The sequence below is a fragment of the Serratia plymuthica genome (genome assembly GCF_018336935.1).
Lineage (GTDB): Bacteria > Pseudomonadota > Gammaproteobacteria > Enterobacterales > Enterobacteriaceae > Serratia > Serratia plymuthica_B.
The window spans coordinates 1,791,616-1,809,336 of sequence record NZ_CP068771.1 but is presented as its reverse complement, the minus strand read 5'-3'; the positions used below and the strand labels follow the sequence as shown (position 1 = coordinate 1,809,336).

The window sequence follows — 17,721 nt, the reverse complement described above, 5'->3', positions numbered from 1 at the left end:
CCGCAAGGACAAAAGGACAAGAGAAAGTTATGCCAATCCGCAAAGTTAGTTTGCTACGTCTGATCCCGCTGGCCAGCCTGGTGCTGGCCGCCTGTACCACCACCAAGCCAAGCGGCCCGGCTACCAGCCCAACCTCACCGCAGTGGCGCGCCCACGAGCAAGAGGTGCAACAGCTCGGGCAATATCAAACCCGCGGCTCTTTCGCCTATCTGTCGGACCAGAAAAAAGTCTATGCGCGCTTCTTCTGGCAGCAATTTTCGCCGGAACGCTACCGCCTGCTGCTGACCAACCCGCTAGGCAGCACCGAGCTTGACCTGAACGTGCAACAGAACGTGGTGCAGTTGACGGACAACCAGGGCAAACGCTATGTCAGCGACAACGCCGAAGAAATGATCCGCAAACTGACCGGCATGGCGATCCCGCTGGATAACCTGCGCCAGTGGATGCTCGGCCTGCCGGGCGAGGCCAATGATTTCACGCTGGATGACCAGTACCGTCTGAGCAAGCTGACTTATCAGCAAGGCGGCCAGACCTGGACCGTGGATTACCAGGACTACAACAGCGATCTCAAACCGCAGCTGCCAAGCCGCCTGGAACTGCAACAGGGCGATCAACGCATCAAACTGAAAATGGATAACTGGACCCTCAAATGATCCGCCAGTGGCCATCTCCCGCTAAACTAAATTTGTTTTTGTACATTACCGGCCGGCGCGAAGACGGTTACCACCAGTTGCAAACGCTGTTCCAGTTTCTGGATTACGGCGATACGCTGACCATCGACGCGCGCCAGGACGACCGTATCCGCCTGTTGACGCCGGTGGATGGCGTGCCGGACGAGCAAAACCTGATCGTCCGCGCCGCACGCCTGCTGCAACAGCATTGCGATAGCCACGGGGTGAACACGGCCCCGCGCGGAGCCGACATCAGTATCGATAAGCGCCTGCCGATGGGCGGCGGACTGGGCGGCGGCTCTTCCAACGCCGCCACGGTGCTGGTAGCGCTGAATGAACTGTGGCATTGCGGGCTGAGCGACGATCAGTTGGCTGAGCTGGGGTTGACGCTCGGTGCCGACGTGCCGGTTTTTGTGCGCGGTCATGCGGCGTTTGCCGAAGGCATCGGCGAACGATTGCAGCCGGCCAACCCGGCAGAAAAGTGGTATCTGGTGGCGCATCCGGGCGTCAGCATCCCTACCCCGGTCATTTTTGGCGACGCGGAATTAAAAAGAGACACCCCGGTTCGTCCGTTAAATGTGCTGTTGCAGGCAACTTACGCAAATGATTGCGAACCAATCGCAAGAAAACGTTTTCGCGAGGTTGAACAGCTTCTTTCTTGGCTGTTAGAATACGCGCCGTCACGCCTGACTGGCACAGGTGCATGTGTGTTTGCTGAATTCGACACAGAAATCGCCGCCCGTCAGGTGTTAAATCAAGCTCCGGAGTGGTTGTGTGGTTTTGTAGCGCGTGGCGTTAACGTCTCTCCACTACATCGCATCCGCTCCGGGCAGATTGAACCGTAGTTCTCGTTTCGCTGCGCAGGGTCATGCACACCTGGCCCTGTAATCCCTGCGCCGCTGCGGTTTGAAGTGAGTTTTTATGCCCTAAATAATTGGGGTTGCCTCAAGGCGGCAAACGAGTGACTCCCGATGAGCTTACTCAGGTAAGTGATTCGGGTGAGTGAGTGCAGCCAACACAAAGGCAACTTCAAGTATGACGGGTAACACACCCGTATGATATTGCGCCGGCATCGTTAACTGCCCCTTAGCGAAGGCCGTACGACAATATCTTCTCTGGACGCATGCCTGAGGTTCTTCTCGTGCCTGATATGAAGCTTTTTGCTGGTAACGCCACCCCGGAACTAGCACAACGTATTGCCAACCGTTTGTACACCAGCCTTGGTGACGCCGCTGTAGGTCGTTTTAGCGACGGCGAAGTGAGCGTGCAAATCAACGAAAATGTACGCGGCGGTGATATTTTCATCATCCAGTCCACCTGTGCCCCTACCAACGACAACCTGATGGAACTGGTTGTTATGGTAGATGCCCTGCGTCGCGCCTCCGCAGGCCGTATTACTGCTGTTATCCCTTACTTCGGTTATGCCCGCCAGGATCGCCGCGTGCGTTCTGCTCGTGTGCCTATCACGGCCAAGGTTGTCGCCGATTTCCTCTCCAGCGTAGGGGTTGACCGCGTATTGACGGTGGATCTGCATGCTGAACAGATTCAAGGCTTCTTCGATGTTCCGGTAGATAACGTGTTCGGTAGCCCGATCCTGCTGGAAGACATGCTGCAACAGAATCTGGTGAACCCAATCGTGGTTTCTCCGGACATCGGCGGCGTAGTGCGCGCCCGCGCTATCGCCAAACTGCTGAACGATACCGATATGGCCATCATCGACAAACGCCGCCCGCGCGCGAACGTTTCTCAGGTGATGCACATCATTGGTGACGTGGCAGGCCGTGACTGCGTGCTGGTTGACGACATGATCGACACCGGCGGTACCTTATGTAAAGCGGCTGAAGCGTTGAAAGAACGCGGTGCCAAGCGCGTATTTGCCTACGCGACGCACCCGATCTTCTCCGGCAACGCCGTGGAAAACATCAGGAACTCGGTGATTGATGAAGTGATCGTCTGCGACACCATTCCGTTGTCTGCAGAAATCAAGGCACTGAAAAACGTACGCACTCTGACGCTGTCCGGCATGCTGGCTGAAGCCATCCGCCGTATCAGCAATGAAGAGTCAATCTCTGCCATGTTCGAGCATTAATTCATTTTCTTTTCGGTGCGGCGCCCTGCCGTACCGGAAGAATCTATTGCCCGGCAGCAGAAAAAGAAAAACCCGTTGGTGCGCAAGCAGCAACGGGTTTTCTACTCGTAGTCAAACATGGTCCCAGACCTGAGTACGCGGCAGATCTCCTTTGCCGTAATGCCGTTTCCCTTCTGTTTTTTTAATCAATGCTGCGAACGATGTTGATCGTTGCGGCAGCGTTTATCAAAGTGTTTTACCCACCAGTAGCGATCCGCAACCTGCTCGCGGCCACCGATACGCGCACCGACCAGCCACAGCAACGCACCGACGAAAATACTCATGACGGCGCCATGGGCGAAAAGTTGCGGTAAATCGAGCTGCGATACTTCAGCAAGAATGTTGTATCCGACACCGCCGATCATCACGACCAGCCCCAGCCCCATAAAAAAGTTGCCCATTCTGCACGCGTTTCTACGTTTCATTTTGTCACCTCCATAGTGCTGTATGCCAACCGGGATAACTCAGCAAAGGGTTAACCCTCTTTGATAAGTTAAGTATAGTCCCTGGTCCGACAAGGGGTTTGCGGAGACGATCACAAATGGTAAAGAAAACGTGACAAATCTTTACCTTATCCGGTTTGTTAGCCAACAAATTGAATGGTTTTTCTAATGAATAATTTAATTTTCAGCCTATCGCTGAATCAATACGCCGGGGTTGGGCATCAGGATTTTGTCATTCGCGGCGGCGGCAGGTAGACTAATGCCCTTTCCATTATCTCGATCATAGCGAATTTCCCAGTGAGCAGTATTAAATTGATAGTCGGCCTGGCGAATCCGGGCGCTGAATATGCCCAGACGCGGCACAACGCCGGCGCCTGGTACGTAGATTTGCTGGCTCAACGCCATAACCAGCAATTGAAGGAAGAGAGCAAATTCTTCGGTTATACCGCGCGGCTCAATTTGGCGGGCAACGACGTGCGGCTGCTGGTGCCGACCACCTTTATGAACCTGAGCGGCAAAGCGGTATTGGCGATGGCCAATTTCTACCGCATTGAGCCGGACGAAATCCTGGTGGCGCATGACGAGCTGGATATCCCGCCGGGCATCGCCAAAATAAAACTCGGCGGCGGTAACGGCGGCCACAACGGGCTGAAGGATATTCAGAACAAGTTCGGCAATAACCCGAACTTCTACCGTTTGCGCATTGGCATTGGTCATCCGGGCGATAAAAACAAGGTGGTAGGATTTGTGCTCGGCAAGCCACCGGCCAGCGAGCAAAAAATGATTGATGAAGCGATAGATGAAGCCGCCCGCTGCACTGAAGTGCTGCTGACCGACGGGCTGGAAAAAACCGTTCGCCGCCTGCACAGCTTCAAGGCGCAGGCCTGAGAGTTACCGCAGCGGGCATGCCGCCCGCTGCGTGCCGCTATTACGTCCGCACCTTGAAGGTTTCTTCGCCGAGGTTACTGTCATCGGTCTGATACCCTTCTTCAGCTACATAATATTGCGGGTCGTCCAGCTCATGGCTGCAAAACGGGCCGGCCTGTTTCAGCAGCCGTACGCAATCGCCGCTCAGATGGCGCAGGCGGATGGATTTCCCCGCCGCCAGATAACGCGCCGTCAGCTTATCGATCGCCTCCACCCCGCTGGAATCCATCACCCGGGTACCGGCAAAATCCAGCACCACGCTTTGCGGATCGTTCTTCGGCTCAAACAGGTCGGCAAACGCCGCCGTGGAGCCAAAAAACAACGGGCCGTCGAGTTGATACACCGCCACATCGCCCTCTACCTGGCGCTGACGAACGCGGATGCGCGCCTGCTGCCAGGCAAACGCCAGCGCCGAGATAATCACCCCGCTGATTACCGCCACCGCCAGATCGGTAAAGATGGTGATCAGAGTAACCAGCAGCATCACCAGCGCGTCCATCTTCGGCATGCGGCGCAGACGACGCAGCGAACTCCATTCAAAGGTGTTGTAACACACCACCAGCATGACCCCGGCCAACGCCGCCACCGGCAGCAGGCCGATATAACCCGACAGGCTGACCACGAACAAAATCAATAACAACGCGCCCACCACGGCGGAAATGCGCCCACGGCCGCCTGAGGTGAAGTTGATGATCGATTGCCCAATCATCGCGCAGCCGGCAAAACAGCCAAACAGGCCGCAAATCGTGTTGCCCGCCCCCTGAGCGATGCTCTCGCGGTTGCCGTTACCCTTCTTGCCGCCCATTTCGTCGAGCACCGTCATGGTCAACAGCGATTCAATCAGGCCGACCAGGGCGATCACTAACGCGTACGGCAGCACCACTTTCAGCATTTCCAGGTTGAACGGCGCCATCGGCAGGCTGAAATGCGGCAAGGCACCGGAAATATCCGCCAGATCGCCAACCCGCAGCGTATGCAGATTAAGCCCGACAGCCAATGCGGAAACCGCGATCAGTGCCGCCAGCGAAGCCGGGATCGCTCGCGTCAGCCGGGGGAAGAACACCACCACCAGGATCGCCAGCGCCACCAGCCCGTACATCAGCGGCCCCTGCCCGGCAATCATATGCAGTTGCGCCAGCATGATGACAATCGCCAGGCCGTTAACAAAGCCGTGAATGGCGGGCAACGGCACCAGCCGAATAAACTTGCCCAGCCGGAACACGCCGATCAGGATTTGGATCACGCCGGCGAAAATCGTCGCCCAGAGTACGTATCCCATGCCGTGCTGCGCCGCCAGGCTCATCAGCACCACCACAATAGAACCGGCTGCGCCCGACACCATGCCCGGCTTGCCGCCGAACAACGCCGTCACCAGGCCGATAATAAAGGCGGTGTGCAGCCCGACAATCGGGGAAAGCCCGGCGACCAGCGAAAAGCCGACCGCTTCCGGGATCATCGATACCGCCACCACAAAGCCCGCCAGGACCTCGTTCTTGACGTCCGACAGCCTGACATTGCTCAGGTTAAACATGAATGATTCGCTTCTGACAGTTCAAAAAGACATCCCCGCTGAACAGGAACCAGGGCCGTATGGCGCGGCAAACCGCGGCAGAGAGGCAACTCAGGGGGGCTGGGCAAGAAGGACACCGGCGCGTTTCCTGTAGGTTAATCAGAAGCGCAGTATGTGTAAATGTGATCCAAATCTCAATCGAAAACCGGCCAACCTACCCGTCTTTCCTGTGTATCCGCCATACCTGGAGTTGCATCAGGGCGGCAAGCATGACGAGTACACAGTCAGATCGAGATAAACGCCCATTACGTGTATAATGGCCGCATTATTTTGCCATTTATGCAGCGGGTTAACCCTAACCAGCTGATAGTTAAGATATTTAAGGTGATAACAACATGGGATTCAAATGCGGTATCGTCGGCCTGCCTAACGTAGGCAAATCCACCCTGTTCAATGCGTTGACCAAAGCGGGTATCGAAGCAGCCAACTTCCCGTTCTGTACCATTGAACCTAATACCGGTGTGGTGCCGATGCCCGATCCGCGTCTGGACAAGCTGGCCGAGATCGTCAAGCCTCAGCGCATCCTGCCAACCACCATGGAATTCGTCGACATCGCCGGCCTGGTGAAGGGCGCATCCAAAGGCGAAGGCCTTGGCAACCAGTTTCTGACCAACATCCGTGAAACCGAGGCAATCGGCCACGTGGTGCGCTGCTTCGAAAACGACAATATCATCCATGTGAACAACAAGGTTGATCCGGCTGATGATATCGAAGTCATCAACACCGAGCTGGCGCTGTCGGATCTCGACACCTGCGAACGCGCAATCCACCGCGTGCAGAAGAAAGCCAAAGGCGGCGATAAAGACGCGAAAGCCGAACTGGCCGCGCTGGAAAAATGCCTGCCGCAGCTGGAAAACGCCGGTATGTTGCGCGCGTTGGACCTGACCGAAGAAGACAAAGCGGCCATCCGCTACCTGAGCTTCCTGACGCTGAAACCGACCATGTACATCGCCAACGTCAACGAAGACGGTTACGAGAACAACCCGTACCTGGACAAAGTGCGTGAAATCGCCGCAGCCGAAGGCTCCGTAGTGGTTGCCGTGTGCGCCGCCGTGGAATCCGACATCGCCGAGCTGGAAGATGAAGACCGCGCCGAGTTCATGGCCGAGCTGGGCCTGGAAGAGCCGGGCCTGAACCGCGTGATCCGCGCCGGTTACGAGTTGCTGAATCTGCAAACCTACTTCACCGCCGGCGTAAAAGAAGTGCGCGCCTGGACCATCCCGGTGGGCGCTACCGCCCCGCAGGCGGCCGGTAAAATCCACACCGACTTCGAGAAAGGCTTTATCCGCGCGCAAACCATCGCGTACGAAGACTTCATCACCTATAAGGGTGAGCAAGGCGCCAAAGAAGCCGGCAAGATGCGTTCAGAAGGCAAAGATTACGTCGTTAAAGATGGCGACGTGATGAACTTCCTGTTCAACGTCTAAGCTTCAGCTGTTGTCTTATGAGGTTTTAGTGAATCTCATAAAGACGGGCAAACCTCATAAAATCCACGCAATGGCGTGGATTTTTCATTTCATAGCGTCTCAACTCATCTCGTAACAAAGCAGTCAAAAATGAGTACATGGATGAGTGCAACATTCTTCCATCTTCATTTTAAGTGAGTACAACAACGGTATAATAAATAAACAAGGCCCCGTTATGCTCACTGACACGCAATGCCGCACTGCCAAGCCGAAAGAAAAACTCTATCGGCTCAATGATTTCAATGGACTCTACCTCGAAGTGAAACCCAATGGCAAAAAGGCATGGCGCTATCGGTTTAAACTCAACGGTAAATCCAGCATGTTTGCGTTGGGTGAATATTGAGGCTCAACTTACACATGCTGATACAAACAATGTTCACCGAACATACAACCATGCAACTTATCTCAAGGAGCAAAAGGTCATGATGTGGGGATACTTACACTCTCAATCAGCCCCTAAATCGCCGTTGGCGCTATGGATTTGACCCTATAAGCTCCAACCCATAAAATGATATGTAAATCAGTAAGTCGTGGTATCATTTAGCATCTTACCTATAGAGTAGCTGCACGAGTTTCTTGGCTAAAAAGGGAGGCTGCGCCGTGAGTTTACAAACAAATTTAAAGGGGCGTCTGCGAAATACCTCGCTGCCGAAAAGTCATGGCCTAATGCCAGTATTTGAGGCAGTAGTAAACTCCATTCATTCTATTGAAGAAATGGATAATGCCTCCGAAGGAAAGATTGTTCTCCGCATCAATCGCGCCTCTCAAGGCAGTCTGGATCTAGACACAAAGTCCCAGCCTCCAATCGTCAGTTTTACCATCACCGATAATGGCTGTGGTTTTGACGAGGCTAACTTTAAGTCATTTAAAACTCTCGATTCGGACCATAAGATTGACAAGGGGTGCCGGGGGGTTGGTCGCCTGATGTGGCTGAAAGTCTTTGCTCTGGTCGAAGTGGAAAGCCACTTTTTCGATGTTGATGGTAAGCTTAAAAAGCGCGTATTTCGCTTCAACGATAAATCAGGAGTCCATGGTGAAAAGGTTGTAGAGGCTACATCTCAAAAGCCAGGCACTCTTATCAAGCTGGTTGATTATGATGAAAGCTTTCGAAAGCAGGTTCCTGCAAAAGGCCAGTCCATAGCAAATCAGTTGCTCGAACATGTGCTCTGGTATTTTGTGCGACAGGGAAGTGCACCCAAGATACTTCTAGAGGACGCGGACGAGGTTTTTGACCTTGACCATTTGCTTGAAGAGCATATGCATGCCAGCGCATTTCTCGAAACCATTACAATTCGTGATTACCAATTCGACTTAACCCATATCAAGTTTCGCGCATCCGTTAATAAAAAACATCAATTGGCACTCTGCGCAGCCAATCGACTGGTTAAAGAAGAATCTATTCAGGGAAAACTTCCCGGCCTGTACGGAAAAATTTCAGACGCTTCTGGTGAATTCACTTATACCTGCTATGTATCTTCCGACTACCTTAATCAACACGTTCGCAGTGAACGTATTTCTTTTGATATTGCAGAAGATGTTGAGGACATACTCAACGAAGTGAGTTTTAAAGATATTCGGGAAGCTGTATTAACGCGTACTAAAGAGTATCTGCAAGATGTCCTGACAGAAAATGTGTCGGCTGGTCGCAGACGAGTAGATGATTTCATCAACACTCATGCGCCACGCTATCGCCCCATTGCCAATTATGTTGCAGAAGAATTACTGATCGTTGACCCTGAAAAATCAGATAAAGAGCTGGAGCTACACCTGCACGCTCAGTGGTATGAGGTGGAACGTCAGTTAGTGAGCGAAGGCCATGACATCATGCAACCTCAGAACAAGGAACATGTAGAGGAATACATGGAACGGCTAGGTGAGTACTTACGCAAAGCTGGAGACCTTAAAAAATCAGACCTTGCCAATTATATTTCTCATCGCAAGGTAATTATCGACCTGCTACAAAAATCTATCGAGCGGCTAGAAGATGGAAAGTACGCCCGTGAAGATATGATTCACGAGCTAATCATGCCTATGCGCAAAGATTCAGCTGAGGTTTTCCTAGACTCTTGCAACCTTTGGTTGATCGATGAACGCTTGGCATTTCATAATTATTTGTCTTCTGATAAAACGCTCAACTCAATGCCAATCACTGGCAATGACTCAACCAAAGAGCCAGACTTGCTCAGCCTGAGGGTGTTTGATAATCCTTTTCTTGTTAACGACCAGAGCAGCTTCCCACTTGCTGCTATTACTGTTATCGAAATTAAACGCCCCATGCGTAATGATATGCGAGAAGGCGAAGATAAAGACCCTATTGATCAAGCGCTCAGCTATTTAGAGCGGATACGTGAGGGAAAAGTCACTACAAAATCCGGTCGCCCTATTCCGGGCAATAATGATATACCAGGTTATTGTTATGTACTTTGTGACCTCACTGAATCTATGCATCGGCGCTGTCGTCGAGCCAACTTACGGATCACATCTGATGGAATGGGCTATTTCGGTTACAACGAACCTTCTCATGCCTATATAGAAGTGATTAGTTTTGACCAGTTAGTGAAAGCGGCCAAAGAGCGTAACCGGGCATTCTTCGATAAGCTTGGACTGCCTTCCGCCTAGGGGAGCTAGCTATACGCTGGGTTGAATTATAGATTTAGAAATTTCCATCTGATTGGTTAAAAAATTGAAATGAATATTATAGATACTCTGCAAAACGACCTAGAACGCGCAGAAGCGCTCCAAAATATAATGATCGCAAGAGCTACTGGTGCCCAAGATGAGGCTAATTCTGATTATTTACTTCTAAGAACTTATTTCCTACAAAATCAATCATTGCTACAGCTCTTACCTGATTTTGTAAGAACTAACCGCTCCTTAAAAGAATTCTGGGGATATATAAAAAAAACCGAAAAGTATGATCCTCGCAGAGAAATCATTTATAAAGCTTTTCAGCCCCTCTTAGACTATTTAGAAGGAAAAAATAAAACCCCAGCGGATGAAGACATTTCTAATGTGTTAAGGAGATTTGATGAGGATAGTGTCCACACTGTTTGGGCGAAAGCGCTAGAACGACGCCATACAGATCCAGATGGAGCAATAACATCTGCAAGAACACTTATAGAAACCGTTTGCAAACACATTCTGGATGATATGGGAGTGGCGTACAATAATAAAAACATAGAAATGTCAGAGCTTTATAAAATACTATCAAAAGAACTTAATTTATCGGCCGACCAACATACTGAGAGTATTTTCAAACAGATTCTTGGCGGTTGTTCCGCAGTTGTAAATGGCTTAGGCACTCTTCGCAATAAACTAGGTGATGCTCACGGAAAGAATAGATCATCAACGAAGCCATATCCAAGACATGCAGAATTAGCCGTAAACTTATCAGGATCTATGGCCCTGTTCCTTATCAGCACTTGGCTAAATCTTAAAGAAAAAAGTTAATATCTTACTGGTACAAAAGGTAATACGGCACACCGACTGATTAGTTAACCATCAGACTTAGCAGTTTATGCTGTTCCTAGCTTGGCTACCAGTCAGCCAATCTTGCATGTATTTGCACCGAACACTGAATATAACCAGAATGTCCTTTGCCTGGGAATGACTTGCATACACACAAAGTATCTTATGCACTGTTCCACTCCCCTATAAAAGTGTACTATCGACAAGAAACAGCATAGAACCGATGATTAACATAGGGATAAAGAATGAAAACACAGTATATTTTGGAGATCTATGACCCGGAAGATCTTTCATGCGTTGCGGGTTTGTATGAAAGTAGCACGCCTTTTGGTGCATTAAATGTAGGTGATGAGATCAGTGGGCATTCTTTAAATCATAGCGAATCAATAAAAAACGTAAAGATTACTAAAATTCAACACATCTTTTGGGAAATTGAGAATTCTCACCGGACTCACAAAATTTGTGTTACTACACAATTAGCTTAAATACCCCTCAGTATCAGAACGCGGCAATCAAGATTTTAGACTGCCGCGTTAATTATATCTGATATCCATAGAGATATTTGTCAGCACTTAGATGGTACATCTTTCATATGCTCCGTCCAGATATCTCGCCCCGTAGCCATAACGTGCCATCGTTAAGCAAAATACAGCGACTGCTGCTTCCAGTATTCGATGCCTCCTAAAATGCTGTCCGCCCTAAGCCACGGTCTGGCAATCAGAATATGCAAATGCCGGGTGTTCAGAACGCTGACGATCTGTGAACTTTCGGTTAACAGCTGCACAATATACGTCACAACATAGTCTCCCGAATCCAGATATTCCCTATGGCTCTGCCGTTCTTCCAGCACGCTTTGGCTCCCCTTAGGCCAGCGATGCCGCAAAGCAGAAAGTAGAGTATTGACGTAATTAATATTTGCCAGCACCAAGTCTGCGATGTGGTCCTCCTCACGAGTAGTACTACGTTCAATAAGATAAAAACCGCGAATTGCCGGGCCGTGTGGGGTATAAAAATTCGGGGGACGGCTCTCTCGGTATAGTAAATTCCAGACCTCGCCGAAGGAAAAGACGTCTTCATCGTGGAACAGGGTGGCTAAGCGAATGAACTGCATTTGCGCCCTCCCCTGCAAATATAGAGGCAACTTTCCATTCTCAAGCCTCATGAAATACTTACAGAAAATGGTACATATCTTTTCGCCTAAGTACCGCAAAGGTTTGCTCTGCCAGAATCGCCATCGCTGCCACCGTTCGGCAATATCAAGAAGGCAAGCAAAAGCGTCGATTTGCTCATCGAATGAAGGGCTAAGGCGGTTCCTTAAGTACTACACGAGATAAAATAAAAGCGCTTTTGCAGGTTTCCCTTTAGCGCGAATAAGGCCTGTGCGATTCACTTTCCTAGCTTCTTCGAGCGAGTTTTTCAGATAGTTTTGTATCCATAACGCCCCGGCAATAAACCCACATGAGTAGTAAATCTCAGCTTCAAAAGGCGCCAACATTTCGTCGTTCTCTAGCAGGCGTTTCAAATAGCGGAGTTATTCTTCAGCCAGTTGACCAAGCCCAATCGAACTGGCTAGCCGTGTACTGGTAAGGTACTTCTCTTTCTCCGTTGGGATGTAATATTCTGCTAGAGCAGTTCGCCACCAGTACTACAATCTTGAGCATCGACCAAAGTTCTACGGGAAATACCCAGCAGGACGGTCAGCAACTAACTCTGGCGTTGGTCCGTACTGAACCTTCATACCGCCAAATGCTCCCTACCAGTAAACTCTCGGCTCGCGATTTTCCTGTTCGCTCAGCCGCCAGAACTCTTCCACCTCATCCTGATGGTGCTCGATCCATACCAACCGAGTTGTACGATCTCCGTTCCAGCGCTCGCGAATCCAGTGATTAATGTCGAAATGGTCGGTGCCACTATAGCCTGCGACCACCATTAAATCAGCCTGATTTGTAACCTGTTCAAGAAGTGTGTTGAACGCTTCAGGCAGTCCATGTTCTAGGTCTGCAAGCGTTGCGCCAAGCCCCGAGCAGCGTGCTCGATGGTGCCATGCACTTTGATGATGCCCCAGTCTTCACCGTATTCCCGGTGCAGGATGTCAAAGGTTTTGGTATCAGGATCGATGACGTGCACAGGGATCTGATGACGACCAGCCCGTTCGATGCAGTTATCAAAATTGGTGGTAATGCACCAGCTGCGCTGCTTAATCAGGTAATCGGCAATCAGGTGATGATTCGCATTCGGGAGATGTAGGGAAAAGATGCGCAGCAGTTCGCGTGCAGCACAGCTACGCTCAACGACTTCAACGGTTGAAGGTTCAAAAGCTTTATCAAGCACGTGTTCTAGGCGCGGTAGGCTCCACCCCATCCACTGTTAACATTGGCTAAACACCGTTTTAATTTCGGAAACCGCTCGGCTGTCAAGCAAATGGTCGAGCAGTGCCTCCGTTAGTGCGTATCCGCCGGGTAGCTGCGTGGGGGACTCTATGGAAATCCCTGCACCAACCATCAACACAACCTTGCCTGGACAGGGGCGTTCGGGGGTGACCCCCTTCCAGCCAAACCACCAGTTGTCCATCTCCATTGTTTTATCTCCATGCCGTGCAGAAATGTTATTAATGCCTTAATTTTCTTGGCAATTCAAACCGCCAAAAAGAGTGTAAATGCGTAACATACAATTAAATTGTGTGATATTTATATTACTTCATGAGGACGATAACTAAGGCTAAAGACGTGCTGCTAATACCCCATGCAGTGAACAAGCTATCCCCCTCAATTACTGGCAGCAATTGGGCTGAACTACCCGCTTTCCTCGGGCTAGCCGGAACGCTTTAACATCAGTGAACTCATTACTTTCACCATTCTCTATTCATCAAAAGCCGCTGGTCCCGGAAGAATGTGTATTTCAGATAAGCCTTTTCACAAACTTCATTAGCTCCGGTTATAGCCAAACTTGAATCAGAAAGAAAAGATAAATTTACTAATATGACGAGGAAATAGACTCATCCTTTGTTTAAACGCTCTTCTGGCGTTTCCCACTTTAACAATCGCTCAATCGCCGTATCCTCAGACAGGAACTGACGGGCTAGTTGCAGGCGCTCTATGACCTGTATCTTCTGCTGCTCATCAAGCATGGCTGCGTCTAACTCTGCCTCGTGAAAAAACTGTTCCAGCTGTTTGTCTTCAGTCCACTGAACCATAATGGATTTCAGCTCGGTACGACTGGCTCTGTACGCTTTTTCTTCCTGCCTTATTCGCTCCTTTTCCAGATATATAGCATGTTCCCGCTCACTCTGAATGCGCCACTCATCAGCTTCGATTCTGGCCTTTTCTAATTGCTTTGAAATTAGCGGAACAGACTCCTGCATCGCCGAAATCATCTGAGGGATCTGACTAATCAATCCACACTGCTTTGTCTGCCGGAACTGAAGTAACCATTTTGCGGAAGAATAAGGCGAGTAAAGCTGCAACAAAAATCGCCCAGTAGGCAAAGTATGTTTTGATACGTGAAGAAAAAGCTCACTATTTTTTCCCCGCATCCATCGTCCCATCTGTTCATCACGGACATAGCGATTTTTGACTTTTTTCGCTGGGACATACTCCGTCATTTCAGCAAGATTAAACGCAAAGTACATATCCCCAACACAAATAATACTTGGCGTATAAGGCCGCCATAAATTGCCCCAGCGATATCCTCCCCCTTTCGGATCTTCCTTAATATCAATATCCGCACGATTCAACCTTTCTCCCGGCGCATCCAACGTAACACGGTACCCCTTTTTCCCCAGGGCATCAAAGAAGCGACTCAGAAATTCCATTGCACTATCAAATCCCGTATCAGAAACGTTGAGATCCAGTAATTTCTTTTTCGTAGGCTTGTAATAGCCATCTTCTGTAACCGAGGAGGCTGGCAAATACTTTTTGAGATCATTTATCAGTCCATAACCATTACCTGTAACAGGAGCTTGCTTTCGGGTTACTGAAGACACTGATTTTGATACAACAATGGCAGAAGGTTGCACTGATGGGTTGTGATTCTCAAGTACCTTTACCGCCCTTCCCTTTTTCAGGGCAGGCAGCGCCGGGATTGCAGGTGCGCTCCCTTTAGCTAGCGCTTTCCAGTAACCAGCAAGCGGCCTGGGTATACACATTTCGCTGCATCGCTTCGCCAATAACTCAGTACTAATGCCATACAGCGCAGTTATACGCTCCGCAGGCTCCCGCCAGACCAAGTGATACAGCGTTTCCCGCTCCTGAGGTAAAGTCTGTGCAGAATTGTGTGAATTAATATCTGGCATTGAGTCTCCCTTTTTTGACTAACGTCCTCAGAAATCTATGCCTGCTGATCATTAAATGAAATCTGACCTTCTCTCCATTGATTGAGGTATCAATGGCGTAGAAATGTCCGCGTCTAGCAAAAATCTATCTGTCAGATAAGATATTGTCCCGAGGATATGCTTACAACAACACTTGGCACTCATCAAGTATTTGATAACCCGGCCAGAGCAATGCGTTGATAAATAAAATAAATAATACCATTCTAGCAGGATGAACAAGAGTTGGTTAGCGCTGTGATAATTAACCTCAGTTAACAGCATCAACCGAAATGAGTACAGGTGTGAGTATAAAAATAACAACTGAAAACAAAATCAATTAATATCAATTAGATAAATATTAAATGACATTTCAACGTCTAAGCTTCAGCTGTTGTCTTATGAGGTTTTAGTGAATCTCATAAAGACGGGCAAACCTCATAAAATCCACGCAATTGCGTGGATTTTTATTTAACGGCAAAACGTTTAGTTCTGCTCACCGATCGGCTCCCCAATGCATTTCTCAAACACCACTTTCAATGGCCCGTAGTCACAAATGACCGCCGCTATGTTAGCGCGTATCCACTCAGCCTCTTCGACGGGCCACCAACTGATCGTAAAACCCGCGTTGACGATGATATGTTCGAACAGAACGCGTTGAGCTCTCCCGTTACCCTCCCGAAAAGGATGGATCATGTTCAGATCGCCAAATTGCTCGGCCACTGCATCGACCAAGGCTGAACGCTCCCACCCTTCAAACCAATCCTTTCGCGCCATGATGTTAAAGATTTTTGCAGCCTCGGGCTCGATTCGAGTAAGGCTGCAAAAACGCGTGTCGCCCTTTGAGATGTCAATAGTGCGAAGCTCACCAGCCCAATCATAAATATCGGAAAATAAGCTATGGTGAATTTGCTGAAGGTAGCTCAGATCATAAGGGGGAAGGGAAAAATCGATCTGCTCGGCCGCAATCTCTGAAAGATCACGTTCGGCCTGTACAAGTAACACATCATCCTTAAGGTTTAACCGATTACGTAGCGTGCTACTACCAGGGTAACAATAGGGATCTTGTCCAGTACCGTACTTGTCCAACAGTCAGGCCAGTTTCCGATACGTGCGTAAAACAGCTTCGCGTTCGGGTAGCTCGCGTTTAGACTCCGCCTCTGTGACTTCATAACCTTCTAAACGCAGACTGGCAACGTAGTTAGAACGACGTGTCTTGGCACAGTAGGCTACTTTGGCTTGCAGACTGGTCTTTTTCACTGAAAATACCTTATCTTGGGACCCAACAAAATATAGCTTAATTATACGCAATCCCCGACTAAAACTCACCCCGCAAAATACGCCACATCCTGTGGCACAGGTGAAGTTTTCCCCTCACCGCGGCTACCGTCGCACCAATACCCGATCCACCAGCCCCCACTCAACCGCCTCGTCGGCCGTCATAAAGCGATCGCGATCCAGCGCTTGTTCGACCTCTTCATCGCTGTGGCCGCAATGTTCGGCATACAGCCGGATCACCCGCTTTTTGGTGCGCCGCATCTCTTCGGCATGAATGAAAATATCCGATGCCTGGCCCTGAAAGCCGCCCAGCGGCTGATGAACATGCAGGCTGGCATTGGGCAATGCCGCCCGGTGGCCCGGCTCCCCCGCCATCAGCAGAAACGATCCCATCGAGCGGGCGGTTCCCATGCACAGCGTATGCACCTGCGCGTTGATGAATCGCATGGTGTCATAAATGGCGAAGCCGCTGGTAATGGCGCCACCGGGCGAGTTGATGTAGAGATGAATGGGTTTTTCCGGGTTCTCCGCCTCGAGAAACAGCAACTGCGCGCAGACCAATTCGGCGAGGGCGTCGTTGACTTCGCCATTCAGAAAGATGATGCGATCGCGCAACAACCGCGAGTAAATATCAAAGGATCTTTCCCCCTGGCTGGATCGTTCTACCACCGTCGGGACGAGCAGCATCGCTTCACGCATAGGTGAACTCCATTTTGCAGATACGGTTGATGAATAAAGGGGTCAGGCGGCGCGCATAAGGGGCTGCCCGCTGTCGTTGGCCGCCGTCAGGCGAGCGTCGTCCAGTCGATGGATAATGCGCAACAGGCTGCCGCCATCGGCGCCGGGCCGGATTTGCAACGTCACCGTGCTTTCCAGGAATGGCGGTTCGTCATCGCGCAGCCGATAGCGGATTTCTTCACCCGGTATCGAAACCACCGGCTCGGCATCGGCCAAGACTTGTGGCGGCAACCATTGTTCGCGCAACTCAGGAATGCCAATCGCCCGCCAGACTTTCTCCGGTGGCGCGTCGAGCCGATATTCGAGGACCAAAGGCTCGCCCCGTTTTTCGCTGCCGGTGTCGTTCATTGGTCCATGTCCTTGAGAAAAATGTTCAATTTGTCGATCTGCGCCGGCCAGAAGGCGCGGTACTTATCCAGCCAGCGGGCTATCAGTGCCAAGCCCTGGGGATCGACTTCGTAATTGACGAAACGGCCCTGCCGCTCCTCGCACACCAGCCCGGCATGGCGCAGCACCGCCAGATGTTGGGACATGGCCGATTGGCTGATTTGCATGCCTTCGCGCAGCGCGCTGGCATTCATGCTGCCAATCGCCAGCTTTTCGAAGATGGCGCGACGGGTGGGATCCGCCAGCGCTTTGAAGATCTCGTTTTCATTCATGATTACACATTAGTACTTACTTATCTAATGCGCAAGTTTGCAGCACGAGATATTCATTTGCCTGCCA

Annotated in this window: 19 protein-coding genes and 1 pseudogene; 9 read left to right on the top strand and 11 right to left on the bottom strand. The window is 50.4% G+C overall.

Annotated elements, in window-relative coordinates; translation table 11 throughout:
• Nucleotides 1-29: 29 nt before the first annotated feature.
• The 3 genes from lolB (at nucleotide 30) to prs (ending at nucleotide 2,760) form a co-directional block, all read left to right on the top strand.
• Nucleotides 30-653, top strand: coding sequence for a lipoprotein insertase outer membrane protein LolB (gene lolB, locus JK621_RS08615; protein ID WP_212559433.1), 624 nt, complete (start codon nucleotides 30-32; stop codon nucleotides 651-653).
• Nucleotides 650-1,516: a 4-(cytidine 5'-diphospho)-2-C-methyl-D-erythritol kinase gene (gene ispE / locus JK621_RS08610; RefSeq protein ID WP_212559432.1), complete on the top strand. Its 867-nt coding sequence runs from the start codon at nucleotides 650-652 to the stop codon at nucleotides 1,514-1,516. Before lolB ends, ispE begins: the two co-directional genes overlap by 4 nt.
• A 296-nt stretch (nucleotides 1,517-1,812) precedes the next feature.
• Nucleotides 1,813-2,760 (top strand): ribose-phosphate diphosphokinase, encoded by a 948-nt coding sequence (gene prs / locus JK621_RS08605; protein ID WP_004943207.1) that lies wholly within the window; start codon nucleotides 1,813-1,815, stop codon nucleotides 2,758-2,760.
• Nucleotides 2,761-2,945: 185 nt separating this feature from the next.
• Here the strand turns inward: prs and ychH are convergent, their stop codons facing one another.
• Entirely contained in the window at nucleotides 2,946-3,224 is a 279-nt protein-coding gene (gene ychH, locus JK621_RS08600; protein WP_212559431.1) for a stress-induced protein YchH, read from the bottom strand.
• Between the two features lie 315 nt (nucleotides 3,225-3,539).
• Between ychH and pth the strand changes: the two genes are divergently transcribed.
• Nucleotides 3,540-4,130, top strand: coding sequence for an aminoacyl-tRNA hydrolase (gene pth, locus JK621_RS08595; RefSeq protein ID WP_006316744.1), 591 nt, complete (start codon nucleotides 3,540-3,542; stop codon nucleotides 4,128-4,130).
• A 40-nt stretch (nucleotides 4,131-4,170) separates the two neighbouring features.
• On the opposite strand, the gene JK621_RS08590 is transcribed toward pth, so the two are convergent.
• Complete coding sequence (locus JK621_RS08590; RefSeq protein ID WP_212559430.1) at nucleotides 4,171-5,700, bottom strand: SulP family inorganic anion transporter; 1,530 nt, start codon at nucleotides 5,698-5,700, stop codon at nucleotides 4,171-4,173.
• Between the two features lie 374 nt (nucleotides 5,701-6,074).
• On the opposite strand from JK621_RS08590, the gene ychF reads away from it, so the two are divergent.
• The 5 genes and pseudogenes from ychF (at nucleotide 6,075) to JK621_RS08565 (ending at nucleotide 11,158) form a co-directional block, all read left to right on the top strand.
• Nucleotides 6,075-7,166 carry a redox-regulated ATPase YchF gene (gene ychF, locus JK621_RS08585; RefSeq protein ID WP_004943196.1) on the top strand — a complete coding sequence of 364 codons (1,092 nt, stop codon included), beginning with the start codon at nucleotides 6,075-6,077 and terminating at the stop codon, nucleotides 7,164-7,166.
• 214 nt (nucleotides 7,167-7,380) lie between these two features.
• Nucleotides 7,381-7,545 (top strand): annotated as a pseudogene (locus JK621_RS08580) (Arm DNA-binding domain-containing protein); the annotation flags it as partial.
• 260 nt (nucleotides 7,546-7,805) lie between these two features.
• A complete protein-coding gene (locus JK621_RS08575) occupies nucleotides 7,806-9,824 on the top strand; it encodes an ATP-binding protein (RefSeq protein WP_212559429.1) in 2,019 nt (672 codons plus the stop codon).
• Nucleotides 9,825-9,893: 69 nt separating this feature from the next.
• A complete protein-coding gene (locus tag JK621_RS08570) occupies nucleotides 9,894-10,655 on the top strand; it encodes an abortive infection family protein (protein WP_212559428.1) in 762 nt (253 codons plus the stop codon).
• 263 nt (nucleotides 10,656-10,918) lie between these two features.
• Nucleotides 10,919-11,158 carry a hypothetical protein gene (locus tag JK621_RS08565; RefSeq protein WP_212559427.1) on the top strand — a complete coding sequence of 80 codons (240 nt, stop codon included), beginning with the start codon at nucleotides 10,919-10,921 and terminating at the stop codon, nucleotides 11,156-11,158.
• 152 nt (nucleotides 11,159-11,310) lie between these two features.
• Here JK621_RS08565 and JK621_RS25355 read toward each other — a convergent pair whose 3' ends face one another.
• The 9 genes from JK621_RS25355 to JK621_RS08530 all read right to left on the bottom strand — a co-directional run bounded on the left by JK621_RS25355 (nucleotide 11,311) and on the right by JK621_RS08530 (nucleotide 17,654).
• Nucleotides 11,311-11,784: a hypothetical protein gene (locus JK621_RS25355; RefSeq protein ID WP_249337161.1), complete on the bottom strand. Its 474-nt coding sequence runs from the start codon at nucleotides 11,782-11,784 to the stop codon at nucleotides 11,311-11,313.
• A gap of 881 nt (nucleotides 11,785-12,665) precedes the next feature.
• Nucleotides 12,666-13,004 carry a hypothetical protein gene (locus JK621_RS25350; RefSeq protein WP_249337160.1) on the bottom strand — a complete coding sequence of 113 codons (339 nt, stop codon included), beginning with the start codon at nucleotides 13,002-13,004 and terminating at the stop codon, nucleotides 12,666-12,668.
• A 36-nt stretch (nucleotides 13,005-13,040) separates the two neighbouring features.
• Nucleotides 13,041-13,250, bottom strand: coding sequence for a hypothetical protein (locus tag JK621_RS25345; RefSeq protein WP_249337159.1), 210 nt, complete (start codon nucleotides 13,248-13,250; stop codon nucleotides 13,041-13,043).
• 418 nt (nucleotides 13,251-13,668) lie between these two features.
• Nucleotides 13,669-14,964 (bottom strand): hypothetical protein, encoded by a 1,296-nt coding sequence (locus JK621_RS08555; protein WP_212559426.1) that lies wholly within the window; start codon nucleotides 14,962-14,964, stop codon nucleotides 13,669-13,671.
• 501 nt (nucleotides 14,965-15,465) lie between these two features.
• Nucleotides 15,466-16,068, bottom strand: coding sequence for a Fic/DOC family protein (locus JK621_RS08550; protein WP_432761921.1), 603 nt, complete (start codon nucleotides 16,066-16,068; stop codon nucleotides 15,466-15,468).
• A gap of 3 nt (nucleotides 16,069-16,071) precedes the next feature.
• The gene (locus JK621_RS08545; protein ID WP_212559425.1) at nucleotides 16,072-16,239 is read right to left on the bottom strand and encodes a YhfG family protein; all 168 of its coding nucleotides are present in this window, start codon (nucleotides 16,237-16,239) and stop codon (nucleotides 16,072-16,074) included.
• Nucleotides 16,240-16,362: 123 nt separating this feature from the next.
• Nucleotides 16,363-16,956 carry an ATP-dependent Clp protease proteolytic subunit gene (locus JK621_RS08540; protein ID WP_212559424.1) on the bottom strand — a complete coding sequence of 198 codons (594 nt, stop codon included), beginning with the start codon at nucleotides 16,954-16,956 and terminating at the stop codon, nucleotides 16,363-16,365.
• A 42-nt stretch (nucleotides 16,957-16,998) separates the two neighbouring features.
• The gene (locus tag JK621_RS08535; RefSeq protein WP_212559423.1) at nucleotides 16,999-17,343 is read right to left on the bottom strand and encodes an SRPBCC family protein; all 345 of its coding nucleotides are present in this window, start codon (nucleotides 17,341-17,343) and stop codon (nucleotides 16,999-17,001) included.
• Nucleotides 17,340-17,654 carry an ArsR/SmtB family transcription factor gene (locus tag JK621_RS08530; RefSeq protein WP_212559422.1) on the bottom strand — a complete coding sequence of 105 codons (315 nt, stop codon included), beginning with the start codon at nucleotides 17,652-17,654 and terminating at the stop codon, nucleotides 17,340-17,342. Before JK621_RS08530 ends, JK621_RS08535 begins: the two co-directional genes overlap by 4 nt.
• Nucleotides 17,655-17,721 lie beyond the last annotated feature (67 nt).